The following is a 14,503-nucleotide window of genomic DNA, read 5'->3' on the forward strand; positions in this document are numbered from 1 at the left end:
GCCTGCAACTTAGGTTTGCCGGGGAAAAAGAGGCTTAAAAAAGGCGCATCCGCGTTTGGATGCGCCTTTTTCCTTAATATACAAGTGAGAATAACCCGTTAATATGGGCCAGGTAACGAATATTGCTTGCTTCTTTCATAGCGGAAGCAGGGAAGCCTTTTAATTGCGTTTGGTTTTCCCCGATAAACGCAATGGCATCTTTTCTGCCGAGGCTTGCAAGCGTACCGGAGTTGACCGGCTGGAACGTCTGCATTTTTCCGCCTTTTAAATAAGCATAAAGATTATAGCCGATCAATTCGCCCATTTGCCATGACATTTGTGCTGTTGGCGGATAAGGGCGTGCGCCTTCTGACGGGAAGACAACCGCGCTGTCGCCTGCAACAAACACATCCGGGTGGGAAGTGGATTGCAAAAAGGCGTTTACCGTTGCACGCCCGCGGTTTACTTCAATCCCGGAATTCGCAACGACACGGTTTCCTTGCACGCCGCCCGTCCAGACAAGCGTCTTCGTTTCGATTTTCTGGCCGTCTTTTAATTCCACGACATTGTCTTGGAATTTTGTAACAGGGATGCCTGTGAAAAATTGCACGCCGCGCGCTTCCAGGCTCTTCGTTGCCCGCTCAATCAGATTTGGCGCGAAGTTCGGCAAAATGGAAGGCGCCGCTTCGACACAAATAAGCGAGATTTCGGAAGGGTCGATCGCAAATTTTTTCGACCATACCGGCACCTTGTCCGCCAGCTCACCAACCAGTTCAATCCCGGTCAGGCCGCCGCCGCCGACAACAAATGTGGCATCCGCTTTGTTTTTCGTTTTGGCATACTGCGCAAGGCAGGACTCAATATGGGCATGAATGCGTTTCGCATCGTCCACTGATTTTAACAGAAAACTGTTTTCTTCAAGGCCCGGAATGCCGAAGAAAGCTGTTTCGCTGCCGAGTGCGACAACAAGCACATCGTAATTCAGCTTAAAGCCACTTCCAAGCGATACCTCTTTCGAATCAGGCGAGATTTTTGTGACTTCATCCACCTGAACGTCGACATCTTTGCCCTTAAACAGTTTTCTGAGCGGAAGCGACACCCGTTTTTCAGAAACGCCGCCCGCTGCCAGACGGTGCAATTCCGTAATAATTTGATGGTCCGGCACACGGTTTACGACCGTGATCGCTGCATCGTCTTTTGACAAATATTCACGCGCTGATAACGCAGATAACAGGCCGCCATAACCGGCCCCTAAAATGACAATTTTTTTACTCATATGGATCCCCCGTTTTCATTCATTCTCATTCACCTTACTGCTGTTTGCTGCGTTCTTCCGCGACTGCAAGATAAGACTGCAGGAAACGGAACAGCTTCTGGGCTTGCGGATCTTTCAGCAATCTCAACAGGCCGAACAATCCGATCGTGTCTGTGGACGTCTCGGCACGGTCTTTTGCTTCAATCGCAGTTTGGGCAAGCCCCTTTGCTTTTTCGGCAACGGGATCCAGAAAGCCTTGAAATCCGCCTTTAAAATCATTGACCAGCACTTTATCTGTCATAATGGATTGCGCAAAATCATAGGCTTTGTTTAACATGGTGACCAGTTCGGCCATTTTCGGCAGGCTTTCAACCAACACCGTCAAAGATTGCTGGATTTCCGGATCCAATAATTGATCCAGCAAATCTTTCTGTGCGACTGCCGTTTCCGGGGTTACTTCCGGTTTTTCTTCAGGATTGCCTTTTTGAGCTGAAGTTTCTGCCATCTCCTATTTCTCCTTTTCTGATGGAATTCCCACACATATGTAGATGCAAAAAAATATACGGGTTCCCTGATTCCCCCCTCCTGATTGTGAATTTCCTCCCATAATTACGTACCAAGATTCACAAAGAAAGGTGATGAAACCTCATACATGACTAGTATATCAAATTTTCACCGTATAGAAAGTAATTTGCTTTCCATTTTCGGGGGAAATCCGCATGTAAGCTTATTTTCTGTCCCGGCTGCCTGGGTTATGCATAGCAAAATATTTTGCTTGCATTTCTGCGACTGCTGTTGTAAGATAATTAAAAATACTGAACGTGAACGAAGGAATAGTAGGCGGATCACCCTTGCATAAGAGAGCGGCACCCACAGGCTGAAAGGTGCAGCAGCAGGCGGCCTGCCGAACCTGCCTTCCGGGTCCCGGAAAACCGGGCGCAAAGTTTTGCGTTATCAAAAAAGAGCGGGGCGCAAATGTCGCCCAAAAAAGGTGGTACCGCGAAAAGCAAGGCCTTTTCGTCCTTTTTACAGGGACGGAAAGGCCTTTTTGTTTCACCTTTTTTAGAAGGAGAGAAAAGCCATGGAGAAAAACAGAGTCGTCGTAAAAATCGGAAGCAGTTCTTTAACAAATGACGCCGGTGAAATCGATGAACAGAAGTTTGCCGATCATATCGGCGCCCTTGTCGCATTGCACAAAGCCGGGCATGAGGTGGTCGTCGTTTCATCCGGCGCCGTCGCGTGCGGGTTCCGGCTGCTCGGTTACCCGGCGCGGCCCGTCACGTTAAAAGGGAAGCAGGCTGCTGCTGCTATCGGCCAGAGTGTGCTCATCCAGCGTTACAGGGAAGCGCTCGGTGCTTACGGCTTAATACCGGCGCAAATTTTGTTGACCCGGAAAGATTTTTCCACAAAAGACCGGTACCATAACGCTTATTCAACGATAACAGAGCTTTTGCGCCGCGGCGTCATCCCAGTTATCAATGAGAATGATTCCGTGTCGGTCTCAGAACTGACTTTCGGCGATAATGATATGCTGTCAGCGCTTGTCAGCGGGCTTGTCCACGCCGGATGCCTCATCATTTTAACGGATGTAAATGGGCTGTACAGCACGAATCCAAAATACGACCGTTGTGCGCAGCGCATTGATTTTATCGATCATATTACGCCCGAGATGATGAAAATGGCTGGAGGCGCCGGGTCGAAAGCGGGAACAGGCGGCATGTTGTCAAAGTTAAAAGCCGCAAATACAGCTGTCTCCCTCGGCGTCCGGGTGTTTATTGGAAAAGGAAAAGGGTGCGATAAACTCGTCAGGATACTCGAAGGAAAAGGGGACGGCACGTATATCGGAGCCACCCGCCCAGCTGTAAAGAGCCGGAAACAATGGATCGCGCTGTTTTCGGAAAGTGCCGGAAAAATATACATTGACCGCGGCGCGGAACAGGCTTTGCTGCAAAAAGGGAGCAGCCTGCTTCCGGCAGGCATTCAAAAAATTTCCGGCACATTCCAAAAAGGCGATGTCGTGGACGTCTACGGCGCAAAAGGGCTGCTTGGAAAAGGGGAAGTGCTTTATGATGCAGAAGAGCTGTTGCGCGTGCTTATGAGGCCTAGCGGGCGGGCAGCAGAAGAAGTCATTCACCGCGATCATTGGGTGCCTTTAAACAGAAAGGGGCTGGGTTAAATGTCTGAAGCCGCAGAAAAGGGAAAAAAAGCGAAGAATATTAGCATGGTGCTCGCCAAAAAAACAACGGAAGAAAAAAACAAAGCGCTTTTGGCGATTGCCCGTGTTTTGCTTGAGGACCGGGAAACGATCATTTCCGAAAACAAAAAAGACCTCAGCCGGGGGAGTCGGGCAGGCCTTCCGGAAAATATACTCGACAGGATGATGCTGAACGAGAAGCGGATCCATGATATGTCAGAAGCGGTCCGGCTGCTTGTGAAATTAAGAGATCCGGTCGGGGAAACGGTCGAGGAAATCAAGAAAGAAAACGGATTGCTCATCCTCAAAAAGAAAGTGCCGGTCGGTGTCATCGGCATGATTTACGAAGCGCGCCCGAATGTTACGGCCGATGCTGCCACGCTTGCGATCAAAACGGGCAATGCGGTCATTTTAAGGGGAAGCTCGTCTTCCATCTGCTCAAATCAGGCGCTCGTCACTTCCATTCACCGCGCATTGGCGGAGACAGGCTTTCCTGAAGATGCCGTCCAGCTCATCGAAGATACAGGCAGGGAGGCGGCAACAGAAATGTTCCACCTTCGTGATTATCTTGATGTCTTGATCCCGAGAGGCGGGAAAAAGCTGATTGATACTGTTGTCCGCGAAGCTTCTGTACCGGTGATTGAAACCGGGGCGGGCAATTGCCATTTATATATTGACGAAACAGCACAGCCGGAAATGGCCGTCCGGATCGCAGTCAATGCAAAAACACAGCGCCCATCCGTCTGCAATGCTATCGAAACGCTTTTAATCCATGCGCATTGGCTCGCCCAGCACGGTGAAAAGCTGCTTAGCGCACTGGCCGAAAAAGGGGTGGAGATTTACGGAGACGAGCCGGTGCGAAAAATTTTTCCGGCTGCAAAAGAGGCGGCGGAAGAGGACTGGTATTGCGAATACCTCGCGCTTAAAATCAGCGTCAAAACGGTGGAAGATACAGATGAAGCGATCCGGCACATCAACCGTTACGGCACAAAACATTCAGAGGCGATTGTAACAGAAGACGGGGCCCGGGCGGAACATTTCATGTTCATGGTGGATGCCGCCTGTGTGTACCATAATGCGTCCACCCGCTTTACAGACGGTTTTGAGTTCGGATACGGGGCGGAAATCGGCATCAGCACCCAGAAACTGCATGCCCGCGGTCCGATGGGGTTGGATGCCTTAACGTCCACAAAATATTGGATTTACGGGAGCGGCCAAGTCAGAGAATGAATGCAAAACGGCGCGGCCAGATAGCCGCGCCGTTTTATTCATATGCTCCGGGCAATCGTTTGGTTAAAAAAACATTCCACATAATCCTGCCACAATCCCGACCACAACACAGGAGGCTGCAACAAACAGAAGGGTTTGTTTTGAAAACGACCGGCCAACCATGATCAAGGAAGGAAGGCTGATGGCCGGAAGCGTCACAAGCAGTGCGCTGGCCGGACCTGTCCCGAGCCCGAAAGCCATCATCGTCTGGACAATCGGAATTTCAGCTGCTGTCGGAATGACAAACAGCATGCCGGCAAGAGCAAGCAGGATCACCGCCGTAATGCTGTTTCCGGCATGCTGGCCGAATGCCGGAAACAACCAGAAACGGGCCGCACTTAACACAACAACCGAAAGCAAATAAGCCGGAACAAGATACAGGATCATATTTCCGGCGGCCTTTCCCCATCTTAAGAAAAAGGACCCGTTGTTTTCTCCGGCATCTGGCTCGAACTGGCGGATGTTCACCGGTTGTTCGTTTTTCACAAGCCGGCCCGCCAGCCAGCTGACCCCGAACGTCATGATAAGCCCTGCGACGATGCGGAGAAGGGTAAATTTCCATGATAATACAAAAGCCATGAAAATCAGCGTTGCCGGATTCAGCATCGGGTTACCAATCCAAAAGGCGAGTGCCGCAGGTGTGGACACTTGTTTTTTGCGCAGCCCGACTGCAATCGGTGCTGCGCAGCATGTGCACATCATGCCGGGAATGGCGCTCGCTCCGGCAATGACCGTACTTCCAAATGACGTTTTGCCGAGCACTTTAAGCAGCCATGCAGAAGGCAGGAGCACTTGCACGAGCGAACCGAGCAAAATGCCGAGCACGGCCGCTTTCCAAACAGCCTGAAAATACGCGATCACATATTGGAAGGTGCCATCCCATGAAAATGATGCCGATTTGCCCGGATCCCCGAGAATCGATGTCCCGATGGAATGCGTATGGGCGGCAAGCAAAGACTTCTCATAGTACGGCCACCATTTTACATAAAAAAGGCCGAACGCGGCAATGACGAGAAACAAAACGGCAAGCCATGCCGCCTTTTTCTCGGATTGCTGTTCAGGTTTTGCCGTATGATTCACAACAGCCAAAGCAACAACATCTCCATTTCTATGACAGTAAAATTTATACCAATTGTTAATGATAACATAATAAGGTGAAAAAATAAATGGCGGGTGATGCCAAAGGCTGTCTCTTTTTTGGCATGGGGCTGCTGCGCTTTTTTATGCTCTTTCGTGAAAAATTTCACAAAAACTTCTGCCGAAAAAACCCCCGGTTAAAACCGGGGGTGGGTTCAATCATTTTTTGCCCGGGTTAAAATGTCGATCAGCTTGTCTTTATTCGGATAATCGGAAGCTTCAAATAACCCGATCGTCTTTTGCACATCGTAGGAAACACGGACATTGGAAACCTGGTAATCGTGATCGCCAATTTCCACCATCGCATAAGAGGCTTTGGCGATCCCGTCAAACGGCAGACCGACACTGCCGAGATTGACAAACGTTTTGCCATCAAACGTGCGGATAAACGGCAGGTGGATGTGCGCGTATAAATAAATATCCGCGTCTTCCTGCATTAACTTCTCTTTCAACTTGCTGTTTTCACTATCCGGCGGCACATTTTCAAACAAACTGTACGGGGTGGCGTGAAATCCGTGAATTTTGATGCCGCCGTATTCGTATTTTACCTCTTCGGGGAGCTGGTGCAACGACTCCACTGCATTCTGCTCCATCCGGGAAACCGTCCAGTCCCGCTCCCGGTTCATCATTTCATAAGCCTTTTCCGGCACTTCGTTCATGCCGACACCCCTGTACACCCATTCATCAGCATTTCCTTTAATCACTTCCGTATTTAAAGCCATCACCATCTCATATGCCCGCTGTGGTTCCGGGCCGCGAAAGCAAAGATCGCCGAGGACAAAAATTTTATCGGCCCGCTTTTGTTCAATATCTTCCAGCACGGCTTCGAGCGCATGCGCATTGCCGTGAATATCGGATATAAATGCCAGTTTCAACGCGATCACCTCAAAAATTTGTTTCCTTTATTATACCATAATGGGTTGCGGGTTTATCCCGACCTGCCTGGTTTCACCACCGGGATCCGTTTTCAGCGTCCTCATTAGGCGGACGGAGCGGAAGAAAATGCATTTTGCTGCGAAGTGGTCTATAATGGTACAAGGATCAGACATGCTTTAAGAAAGGTCAGGTTGATGCAATATGGCACAATCAGAAAAAATAAAATTGACTTCACTGACAACAAAAGGCGGATGCGGATGCAAAATCGGTCCGGCGGATTTGCAGCAGGTGATGCGGACGCTGCCACCGAAGGCAGCGGATCCGAATTTGCTTGTCGGGCTCGATACGAACGATGATGCCGGCGTTTACAAGCTGACGGATGATTTGGCAATCGTGCAGACAGTCGACTTTTTTACACCGATTGTCAATGACCCTTATGCATTCGGCCAGGTGGCGGCGGCAAACGCAATTAGTGATATTTATGCCATGGGCGGTACGCCGCTAACTGCGCTGAATATTGTTGCTTTTCCGATCCATACCCTCGACAAAGCCATTCTTGCCGATATTTTAAAAGGCGCCGGTGATAAGTGCAAAGAAGCCGGGGTCACTTTAGCCGGTGGGCATTCGATTGATGACCAGGAACCTAAATTCGGGATGGCGGTGACTGGCACGATCCACCCGGCAAATATCCGCACGAATGCAGGGGCCAAACCGGGGGACAAGCTGATATTGACGAAACCGATCGGGGTCGGGATTTTGACCACTTCCATTAAACGGGATTTATTAACGGAAGAAGAGATCACACGCGTGACCAATGTCATGGCCACCTTAAATAAAAAAGCAGCTGAAATTTCCCGGGATTACACCATCCATGCTTCGACCGATGTGACCGGGTTCGGGCTTTTGGGCCATGCATCCGAAATGGCGCAGGGGAGCAAAAATGGGCTCCGTATTTACCAAGACAAAGTGCCGGTGCTGCCGCGCGTGCGTGAACTGGCGGAAGCAGGTGCTGTTCCGGGCGGCACAAAGAATAATTTTGCCCATATTGAAAATGTCGTCGACTTCCCAGAAGGCATGGACCAAATAGATAAATGGATTTTAAGTGATGCGGTCACATCAGGCGGCCTATTGCTGTCCGTTGCCGGCGATGAAGCGGAACAGCTGCTCGAAGAACTTGTAAAATCAGGGGTGGAAGCCAGCCTGATCGGTGAAGTCGTCGCGAGTCATCCCGGCCGTATCAAAGTGCAATAGTCCCATCAGGAACCATAGAAAGGCGGGAAATATTTGTTTCAAGACATTACCATTGAAGAAGCAAGAAAACGGATGGAGAAAAAGCAGCTCACATGGGTGGATGTCCGTTCCCCTTCCGAATACCGGAACGCAACGATTCCGGGGAGCGTGAATATCCCTTTATTTAATGATGAAGAACGGGCGGAAGTGGGGACGATTTATGCCCAATCCGGCAACCGCGCTGCGAAAGAACGCGGACTTGAAATTTTTTCGAAAAAGTTGCCCGGTTTTATCGAGGCTTTCCGTGAAATAGAAGGGGAAAAAGCGGTATTTTGCTGGCGCGGCGGTATGCGGAGCAAAACGGCGGCAACCGTTTTGGATCTGATGGACATCCATGCCTACCGGCTCCAGGGAGGCTACCGCGCCTACCGGAAATGGGTGACAGGTCTGCTTGAAAATATGGACTTTCATCCGGTTACGTATGTGCTGGGCGGCTATACAGGCACCGGTAAAACGTATATGCTCCGGGCGCTTGCTTCGGAAGGCTATCCGGTCCTTGACCTGGAAGGCATGGCCAATCATCGCGGCAGCATTTTCGGGGATATCGGCCTAAGCTCCCATAACCAGAAAACGTTCGATGCTTTGTTGGCAGAGCGCATTTTACAATTGAAAAATGCGCCGTATATTCTGATGGAAGCGGAAAGCAAAAGAATCGGAAAAGTAGTGGTGCCGGAATTTTTGATGGAAAACAAAGCGCGCGGCACGAAAATTATGATTGAATTGCCGGTGGAGGAACGGGTCCGCAATATTTTGGATGATTACCGGCCGTGGGAGAACAAAGAAGCGTGCATCCGTGCCTTTCAAAGCATCAAAGAACGGATTCACACGCCGGTTGCAAAAGAAATCGAGAAAGATTTACAGACTGAACGATATCATGAGGCCGTAAAATGGCTGCTCGAATATTATTATGATCCAAGATATGACCATTCGCTCGGAATAGAGGAGACAGAAAGGGTGAAAACGATCCGGGCCGGACATACCGACGAAGCGCTCGGCCAATTAAAAGAAATGTTAAAAACAGCCGGCCTTCCGTTGCACTAAAGCAATGGCAGGCCGGCTGTTTACATGTATCACTGCGGATTTATTTGGTACGCCTTATGGATTTGGCTCGCGGGTATGCCCCGGTCAGCAATGACAATCCCTGCCTGTCATGCCCGGGTAATAACCGTGCATCATTCCCGGGGCCATGCCCATCCCAGCGCCCGCATATCCTGGATAACCCGGCATTTGTCCATGGCCGTAACCGGCGCCTGTGTACCCCGGGCCCATCGGCAATCCCATATGCTGACCGTACCCCGGCATGCCGTACATGCCCGGATACATCGAAGTTGCGGAATGCTGTCCCGGGTACATTTGCCCTGCCATCGGATATTGCCCTGCCAAACCGTCTGATGCTCCCATCTGGCCCATTTGCCCCATCGGACAGTAATGCTGCATCATATCCATATCATCATCATAATAAGGCTGGCTTCCCCCGGCATAGCTGCCGAAATGCCCTAACCCCTGAGATTGCGGATAATTTCCATATGTTTGTTCCATCTCAACCCACTCCTTTTCGGTGTTCAACATTAGAGTATGTGGATCAGGGCGCATGGTTATAGACATTTGCCCCAAAAAGTGAAAAAAATGCGGGCAAAAGTCTCAAATAAAGATTTTACCAGGGTTTAAAATATGATTCGGGTCAAACAGATCCTTGATTTTCTTCATCATCCCATAAGCGGGCCCGTGTTCTTCACGCTGATATTTTGCCTTTCCAATCCCAACGCCGTGTTCGCCTGTGCAGGTACCGCCCTTTGAAAGCGCAAATGACACAATATGTTCATTTAACGCCTGTGCCTGCCGAATTTCATTTTCATTTCCCATATCGATCATTAAAATGACATGATAATTGCCATCGCCAACATGACCGACAATGGCCCCGTCCATGCCCATTTTGTCAAGCGTTTTGCGCGTATCTTCAATGGCTTCGGGGAGGAAATGAAGGGGGACACAGGCATCGGTTACCATCATTTTCTTTCCCGGCGTGCCGCGGACAAAAGCGTAGGCAAGTTTATGCCGCGCATCCCAGAGCTTATGGCGCGCTTTTTCATCTTTTTCAAACATAACATTTTTGCAATGAAATTCGGCAAGAATGTCTTTCGCAAAGTTGACATCTTGTTTTAACCCGGATTCGTTCCCTGTAAATTCCAAAAATAAGGTGGGCCATTCCGGATACGATGTCCCCATAAACCGGTTTGCCTGCTGAAGCGACCGTTTGTCAACCAGTTCCATCCTTTCCATCGGGATCCCGGCTTGGCGGATCGCGACAACAGCATCAACCGCCTGCCTGACCGTTTCGAAAACGGCCCTTGCCGCAACCATTGCTTCCGGAATGCCGTATACTTTTAAAGCCAGTTCGGTAATGACGCCCAGTGTCCCTTCAGACCCGACCATGAGCCCGTTTAAATGGTAGCCCGACGATGATTTTGCGGCAAGGCTTCCGGTATGAATGACCGTTCCGTCCGCCAGTACCACTTCTAAATCATACACCTGGTCGCGCATGACCCCGTATTTAACAGAAGTGGTGCCACTGGCGTTGGTCGCGGCCATCCCTCCCAATGTTGCATCCGCCCCCGGGTCGACCGGGAAAAACAAACCATACTTTTTCAGCTCCCGGTTTAACTGCGTGCGCGTCACACCCGGCTGCACCCGGACAATAAAGTCACGGTCAAGTACTTCTACCACTTTGTTCATCCGCATCATATCAAGCGTAATCCCGCCCTGATAAGGAATGACATGGCCTTCGAGACTGGAACCGAGGCCAAAAGGAATCACCGGAATGCGGTTTTCATTGGCAAAAGCAACCACTTTCCTTACTTGCTCCACCGACTCGGGAAATACAACAGCCTGCGGCAAATGGGGTGTATGATAGGATTCGTCCCTGCTGTGCTGCTCAAGAACCGTTTCATTTCCGCTGACCAAATCCGGGCCGATCAATTCTTTCAGTTTTAAAATAAAATTTTCCAAGCTTGCCACCTCTTTATGTATATTTCTACTTTTTATAATATACGAAAAATAAAGCGCTGACAAAATTTTTGGCAGTGGAGTGCTTGAAAGGGATGCACAAATATTTACAAAAGGAAGCGTTTAATTTAAACTGTTTACTGTATATATTTAAAACAAACAGAAAAATTCGAACATGCGAGGGGGGAGCGGTTTTAAAAAGGTTTGAAAACAGGGTTGCGATTGTAACGGGTGCAAGCAGAGGGATCGGCAAAGCCGTTGCAGCCGCCTTTGCCAAAGAAGGGGCAAAAGTCTGTCTCGTCGATATCAATGAAAAGGCTTTAGAAGAAACTGTAAAGGCTCTCAAAGAAAGCGGTTACGATGTATTCGGGCAGCTGGCGGATGTGGCAAACCGCACGCAGGTGGAAGCGGTGGTTTCAGCTGTGTGCACCCGGTATGGAAAGATTGATATTCTTGTCAACAATGCAGGCGTGATCCGCGATAATCTGCTGTTTAAAATGACGGATGAAGACTGGGATACCGTCATGAATGTCCATTTGAAAGGGGCGTTCCTCTTTTCAAGGGCTGTCCAGCAAAATATGGTTGAAAACAAATACGGAAGAATCATCAACACCTCTTCCACTTCCGCGCTCGGCAACCGCGGCCAGGCAAACTACGCGGCGGCAAAAGCGGGCATTCAGGGCTTTACAAAAACGCTGGCCATTGAACTCGGAAAGTTTGGCATTACCGCCAATGCGGTTGCGCCCGGCTTTATTGAAACCGACATGACAAAAGCGACGGCTGAGCGGCTCGGCGTTAAATTTGACGACTTTATCGCATTTAATCAATCGATGATTCCTGTCGGCCGGACAGGAAAGCCGGAAGATATTGCAAACGCGGTCCTTTTCTTTGCGATGGAAGAATCGTCGTTCGTAAACGGCCAGGTGCTCTATGTTGCCGGCGGGCCGAAAGCATAATAAGGGGGCGAGCGGATGTTTGAAGAACTGATTGGAAAACGGTCAAATCCGGTCAAAAATACGATCGAAAGGGGCGCTGTCAGAAAGTTCGCCGAAGCCATCGGTGACCCGCACCCTGTTTTTACAGATCCTGCCTTTGCGGCTGAAAAAGGGTTTAAAGCCAACATCGCACCGCCGACATTCCCGGTCACGTTTGACTACGGGATAATAGAAGGCCTGGACCTTCCGAAAGCTGGGCTCATACACGGGGAACAAAATTTCGAATATCAACGGCCGCTCTATGTCGGAGAAACATTGCACTGCTATAGGGAAATTGAAAAATATCAGGAAAGAAAAGGAAAGCTCGGACAGATGGGTTTCCTGTTTATAAAAAGCACGGCGGAAGATAAGAATGGTGAAATCGTCATGACCGCAACCCAAACGATTATTCTTTCTGAAACGGTCCGGAAGGGGATGAAAGGATGAGCCTTCGCGCGAAAAAACCCGGGGACAGCCTGGAAAGCATGGAACTCCCGCCGGTTTCAAGGTTGGACTTAATCAAGTACGCTGGTGCTTCCGGCGACTTTAATCCGATTCATACGATCGATGAAGCAGCAGAAAAAGCCGGGCTGCCCGGCATTATTGCCCACGGGATGTGGACAATGGGAAATCTCGGAAAGCTGTTTACACCGTATGTTGGCGAAGGATTCATCGAAAAATTTAGCGTGCGCTTTGCGGGCATGGTTTTTCTAGACGATCGCTTGACACTGTCGGCAACGCTGAAAGAAGCGCAAGGCGCCCGGCAAACGTATGAAGCAGTGGTGGCCAATCAAGACGGGGGAAAAGTGATCAAAGGCGAAATCGTGTTCAAAATGTACGGAGAGTAAAAAAATCCCGCCAGGTGCGGCGGGATTTTTCTGAATTATAACTCAAGCCATTCCGTATGGAAGATGCCTTCTTTGTCAACGCGCTGGTACGTATGGGCACCGAAATAGTCACGCTGGGCCTGTAAGAGATTGGCAGGCAGCACTTCCGAACGGTACGAATCGTAATAGGCAAGCGCTGCGGACAAAGCCGGCACAGGTACGCCGAAGCGGACAGCTGTCGCGATGACTTCGCGCAACGCATCCTGGTAGCTTTCCACGATTTCCTTGAAATACGGGTCAAGGAGCAGGTTTTTAAGATTGCGATCGCGGTCGTACGCATCTTTGATTTTTTGCAAAAATTGCGCGCGGATGATGCAGCCCCCGCGGAAAATCATCGCAATTTCACCGTAATTCAAATCCCAGTTATATTCTTCCGAAGCGGCCCGCATTTGCGCAAAGCCCTGGGCGTAAGAACAAATCTTGCTCATGTACAATGCTTTTCTGACCGCTTCAATGAACGCTTTTTTGTCTCCTGAAAAAGCGGGTTTTTCAGGCCCTTTTAGCAATTTGCTTGCCGCTTTCCGTTCTTCTTTCATGGCCGAGATAAAGCGGGCGAATACGGACTCCGTAATCAATGGCAGCGGAACCCCTAGATCAAGCGCACTCTGGCTTGTCCATTTGCCTGTCCCTTTTTGGCCGGCCGTATCTAAAATGACGTCGACAAGCGGTTTGCCGGTTTCTGGGTCTTTTTTTGTAAAAATATCAGCGGTAATTTCGATTAAATAACTGTCGAGCTCGCCTTTGTTCCAGTCGGCAAACACTTCGTGCAGCTCGTCCGCAGTGAGGCCGAGGATATTTTTGAGCAGATTGTAGGACTCTGAGATGAGCTCCATATCGCCGTATTCGATGCCGTTATGAACCATTTTCACATAATGGCCGGCACCATCCGGACCGATATAGGTTGTGCACGGGTCACCATTTACTTTAGCAGCAATGTCTTTTAAAATCGGTGCAACAAGGTCGTATGCTTCTTTTTGCCCACCAGGCATGATCGAAGGGCCTTTCAGCGCGCCTTCTTCACCGCCTGAGACACCGGTGCCGATAAAATGGATGCCGAGTGCACTTAATTCCTTGTTACGGCGCTGTGTATCTTTAAAGAATGTGTTGCCGCCGTCAATCAAGATATCGCCTTTGTCGAGAAACGGTTTTAACTGCTCGATCGTGGCGTCTGTTGCTTCGCCCGCTTTGACCATCAGCAGGATTTTTCGCGGTTTTTCAAGCGAATGGACGAATTCTTCCATTGTAAAATAACCGAAAATATTTTTTCCTTCCGATTCTTTTAACATTTGCTCGGTTTTTGAACGGGAACGGTTGAAGACCGAAACGGTGTAACCTTTGCTTTCGATATTCCACGCAAGGTTTTTCCCCATGACGGCCAAACCGATGACGCCGATTTGCTGTTTTTCCAATGTAGACACCTCAACATGATTAGATTGTAAAGTCTTTCCTTTGCGCGCAGGTGGCTGCAAGCAAAATGGAAGTCTTACATTATTGTACCAAATATCTCCTGTTATTATAAAGAAAAAGACAGCCTGGCCGGAAAATATTTATATTTTCCGGGAAAGAAGTGTCCGTGTATACGATTTCCGATGAACGGGGACCTCCGGGAAAGCGCGCCTGTTGGGATTTTTTTAAAGCT

At 49.5% G+C, this 14,503-nt stretch carries 14 protein-coding genes; 7 read left to right on the forward strand and 7 right to left on the reverse strand.

What is annotated here, in order from left to right:
• Positions 1–73: 73 nt before the first annotated feature.
• Both BCOA_RS32900 and BCOA_RS32905 read right to left on the reverse strand, forming a co-directional pair.
• Complete coding sequence (locus BCOA_RS32900) at positions 74–1,255, reverse strand: NAD(P)/FAD-dependent oxidoreductase (protein WP_014098248.1); 1,182 nt, start codon at positions 1,253–1,255, stop codon at positions 74–76.
• Between the two features lie 34 nt (positions 1,256–1,289).
• A complete protein-coding gene (locus BCOA_RS32905) occupies positions 1,290–1,739 on the reverse strand; it encodes a DUF1641 domain-containing protein (protein WP_014098249.1) in 450 nt (149 codons plus the stop codon).
• A 576-nt stretch (positions 1,740–2,315) separates the two neighbouring features.
• On the opposite strand from BCOA_RS32905, the gene proB reads away from it, so the two are divergent.
• Both proB and BCOA_RS32915 read left to right on the forward strand, forming a co-directional pair.
• Positions 2,316–3,410: a glutamate 5-kinase gene (gene proB, locus BCOA_RS32910; RefSeq protein ID WP_014098250.1), complete on the forward strand. Its 1,095-nt coding sequence runs from the start codon at positions 2,316–2,318 to the stop codon at positions 3,408–3,410.
• Positions 3,411–4,658: a glutamate-5-semialdehyde dehydrogenase gene (locus tag BCOA_RS32915; protein ID WP_014098251.1), complete on the forward strand. Its 1,248-nt coding sequence runs from the start codon at positions 3,411–3,413 to the stop codon at positions 4,656–4,658. It abuts the gene before it with no gap.
• A 63-nt stretch (positions 4,659–4,721) separates the two neighbouring features.
• On the opposite strand, the gene BCOA_RS32920 is transcribed toward BCOA_RS32915, so the two are convergent.
• Together BCOA_RS32920 and BCOA_RS32925 are read right to left on the reverse strand one after the other, a co-directional pair.
• Complete coding sequence (locus BCOA_RS32920; protein WP_013859408.1) at positions 4,722–5,786, reverse strand: permease; 1,065 nt, start codon at positions 5,784–5,786, stop codon at positions 4,722–4,724.
• A gap of 203 nt (positions 5,787–5,989) precedes the next feature.
• Positions 5,990–6,709 carry a metallophosphoesterase family protein gene (locus BCOA_RS32925; RefSeq protein WP_013859407.1) on the reverse strand — a complete coding sequence of 240 codons (720 nt, stop codon included), beginning with the start codon at positions 6,707–6,709 and terminating at the stop codon, positions 5,990–5,992.
• A gap of 202 nt (positions 6,710–6,911) precedes the next feature.
• Between BCOA_RS32925 and selD the strand changes: the two genes are divergently transcribed.
• On the forward strand, positions 6,912–7,961 hold the full coding sequence (gene selD, locus BCOA_RS32930; RefSeq protein ID WP_014098252.1) for a selenide, water dikinase SelD: 1,050 nt from the start codon (positions 6,912–6,914) through the stop codon (positions 7,959–7,961).
• Positions 7,962–7,994: 33 nt separating this feature from the next.
• Positions 7,995–9,041, forward strand: coding sequence for a tRNA 2-selenouridine(34) synthase MnmH (gene mnmH, locus BCOA_RS32935; protein WP_014098253.1), 1,047 nt, complete (start codon positions 7,995–7,997; stop codon positions 9,039–9,041).
• 84 nt (positions 9,042–9,125) lie between these two features.
• Here the strand turns inward: mnmH and BCOA_RS32940 are convergent, their stop codons facing one another.
• The gene (locus BCOA_RS32940; protein ID WP_014098254.1) at positions 9,126–9,539 is read right to left on the reverse strand and encodes a hypothetical protein; all 414 of its coding nucleotides are present in this window, start codon (positions 9,537–9,539) and stop codon (positions 9,126–9,128) included.
• 102 nt (positions 9,540–9,641) lie between these two features.
• Positions 9,642–11,006: an FAD-binding oxidoreductase gene (locus BCOA_RS32945; protein WP_014098255.1), complete on the reverse strand. Its 1,365-nt coding sequence runs from the start codon at positions 11,004–11,006 to the stop codon at positions 9,642–9,644.
• A 92-nt stretch (positions 11,007–11,098) separates the two neighbouring features.
• Here BCOA_RS32945 and BCOA_RS32950 point away from each other — a divergent pair, with 92 nt between their 5' ends.
• Genes BCOA_RS32950 through BCOA_RS32960 form a run of 3 tightly spaced genes read left to right on the forward strand, consistent with a single transcriptional unit; the run spans position 11,099 to position 12,825 of the window.
• A complete protein-coding gene (locus BCOA_RS32950; protein ID WP_014098256.1) occupies positions 11,099–11,959 on the forward strand; it encodes an SDR family NAD(P)-dependent oxidoreductase in 861 nt (286 codons plus the stop codon).
• A 15-nt stretch (positions 11,960–11,974) separates the two neighbouring features.
• Positions 11,975–12,424, forward strand: coding sequence for a MaoC family dehydratase N-terminal domain-containing protein (locus tag BCOA_RS32955; RefSeq protein ID WP_014098257.1), 450 nt, complete (start codon positions 11,975–11,977; stop codon positions 12,422–12,424).
• Positions 12,421–12,825 (forward strand): MaoC/PaaZ C-terminal domain-containing protein, encoded by a 405-nt coding sequence (locus BCOA_RS32960; RefSeq protein WP_014098258.1) that lies wholly within the window; start codon positions 12,421–12,423, stop codon positions 12,823–12,825. The genes BCOA_RS32955 and BCOA_RS32960 overlap by 4 nt, the downstream gene beginning before the upstream one ends.
• A 35-nt stretch (positions 12,826–12,860) precedes the next feature.
• Here BCOA_RS32960 and gndA read toward each other — a convergent pair whose 3' ends face one another.
• Complete coding sequence (gene gndA / locus BCOA_RS32965) at positions 12,861–14,273, reverse strand: NADP-dependent phosphogluconate dehydrogenase (RefSeq protein WP_014098259.1); 1,413 nt, start codon at positions 14,271–14,273, stop codon at positions 12,861–12,863.
• Between the last annotated feature and the right edge of the window lie 230 nt (positions 14,274–14,503).

Source organism: Heyndrickxia coagulans 36D1 (genome assembly GCF_000169195.2).
GTDB classification, from domain to species: Bacteria; Bacillota; Bacilli; order Bacillales; family Bacillaceae_C; genus Weizmannia; species Weizmannia faecalis.

Excerpts from the sequence above, each read along its gene's own strand:
- BCOA_RS32900 (WP_014098248.1), bottom strand. The coding sequence starts at position 1,255 with ATGAGTAAAAAAATTGTCATTTTAGGGGCCGGTTATGGCGGCCTGTTA.
- BCOA_RS32905 (WP_014098249.1), bottom strand. The coding sequence starts at position 1,739 with ATGGCAGAAACTTCAGCTCAAAAAGGCAATCCTGAAGAAAAACCGGAA.
- proB (WP_014098250.1), top strand. The coding sequence starts at position 2,316 with ATGGAGAAAAACAGAGTCGTCGTAAAAATCGGAAGCAGTTCTTTAACA.
- BCOA_RS32915 (WP_014098251.1), top strand. The coding sequence starts at position 3,411 with ATGTCTGAAGCCGCAGAAAAGGGAAAAAAAGCGAAGAATATTAGCATG.
- selD (WP_014098252.1), top strand. The coding sequence starts at position 6,912 with ATGGCACAATCAGAAAAAATAAAATTGACTTCACTGACAACAAAAGGC.
- BCOA_RS32940 (WP_014098254.1), bottom strand. The coding sequence starts at position 9,539 with ATGGAACAAACATATGGAAATTATCCGCAATCTCAGGGGTTAGGGCAT.
- BCOA_RS32950 (WP_014098256.1), top strand. The coding sequence starts at position 11,099 with ATGCACAAATATTTACAAAAGGAAGCGTTTAATTTAAACTGTTTACTG.
- BCOA_RS32955 (WP_014098257.1), top strand. The coding sequence starts at position 11,975 with ATGTTTGAAGAACTGATTGGAAAACGGTCAAATCCGGTCAAAAATACG.
- BCOA_RS32960 (WP_014098258.1), top strand. The coding sequence starts at position 12,421 with ATGAGCCTTCGCGCGAAAAAACCCGGGGACAGCCTGGAAAGCATGGAA.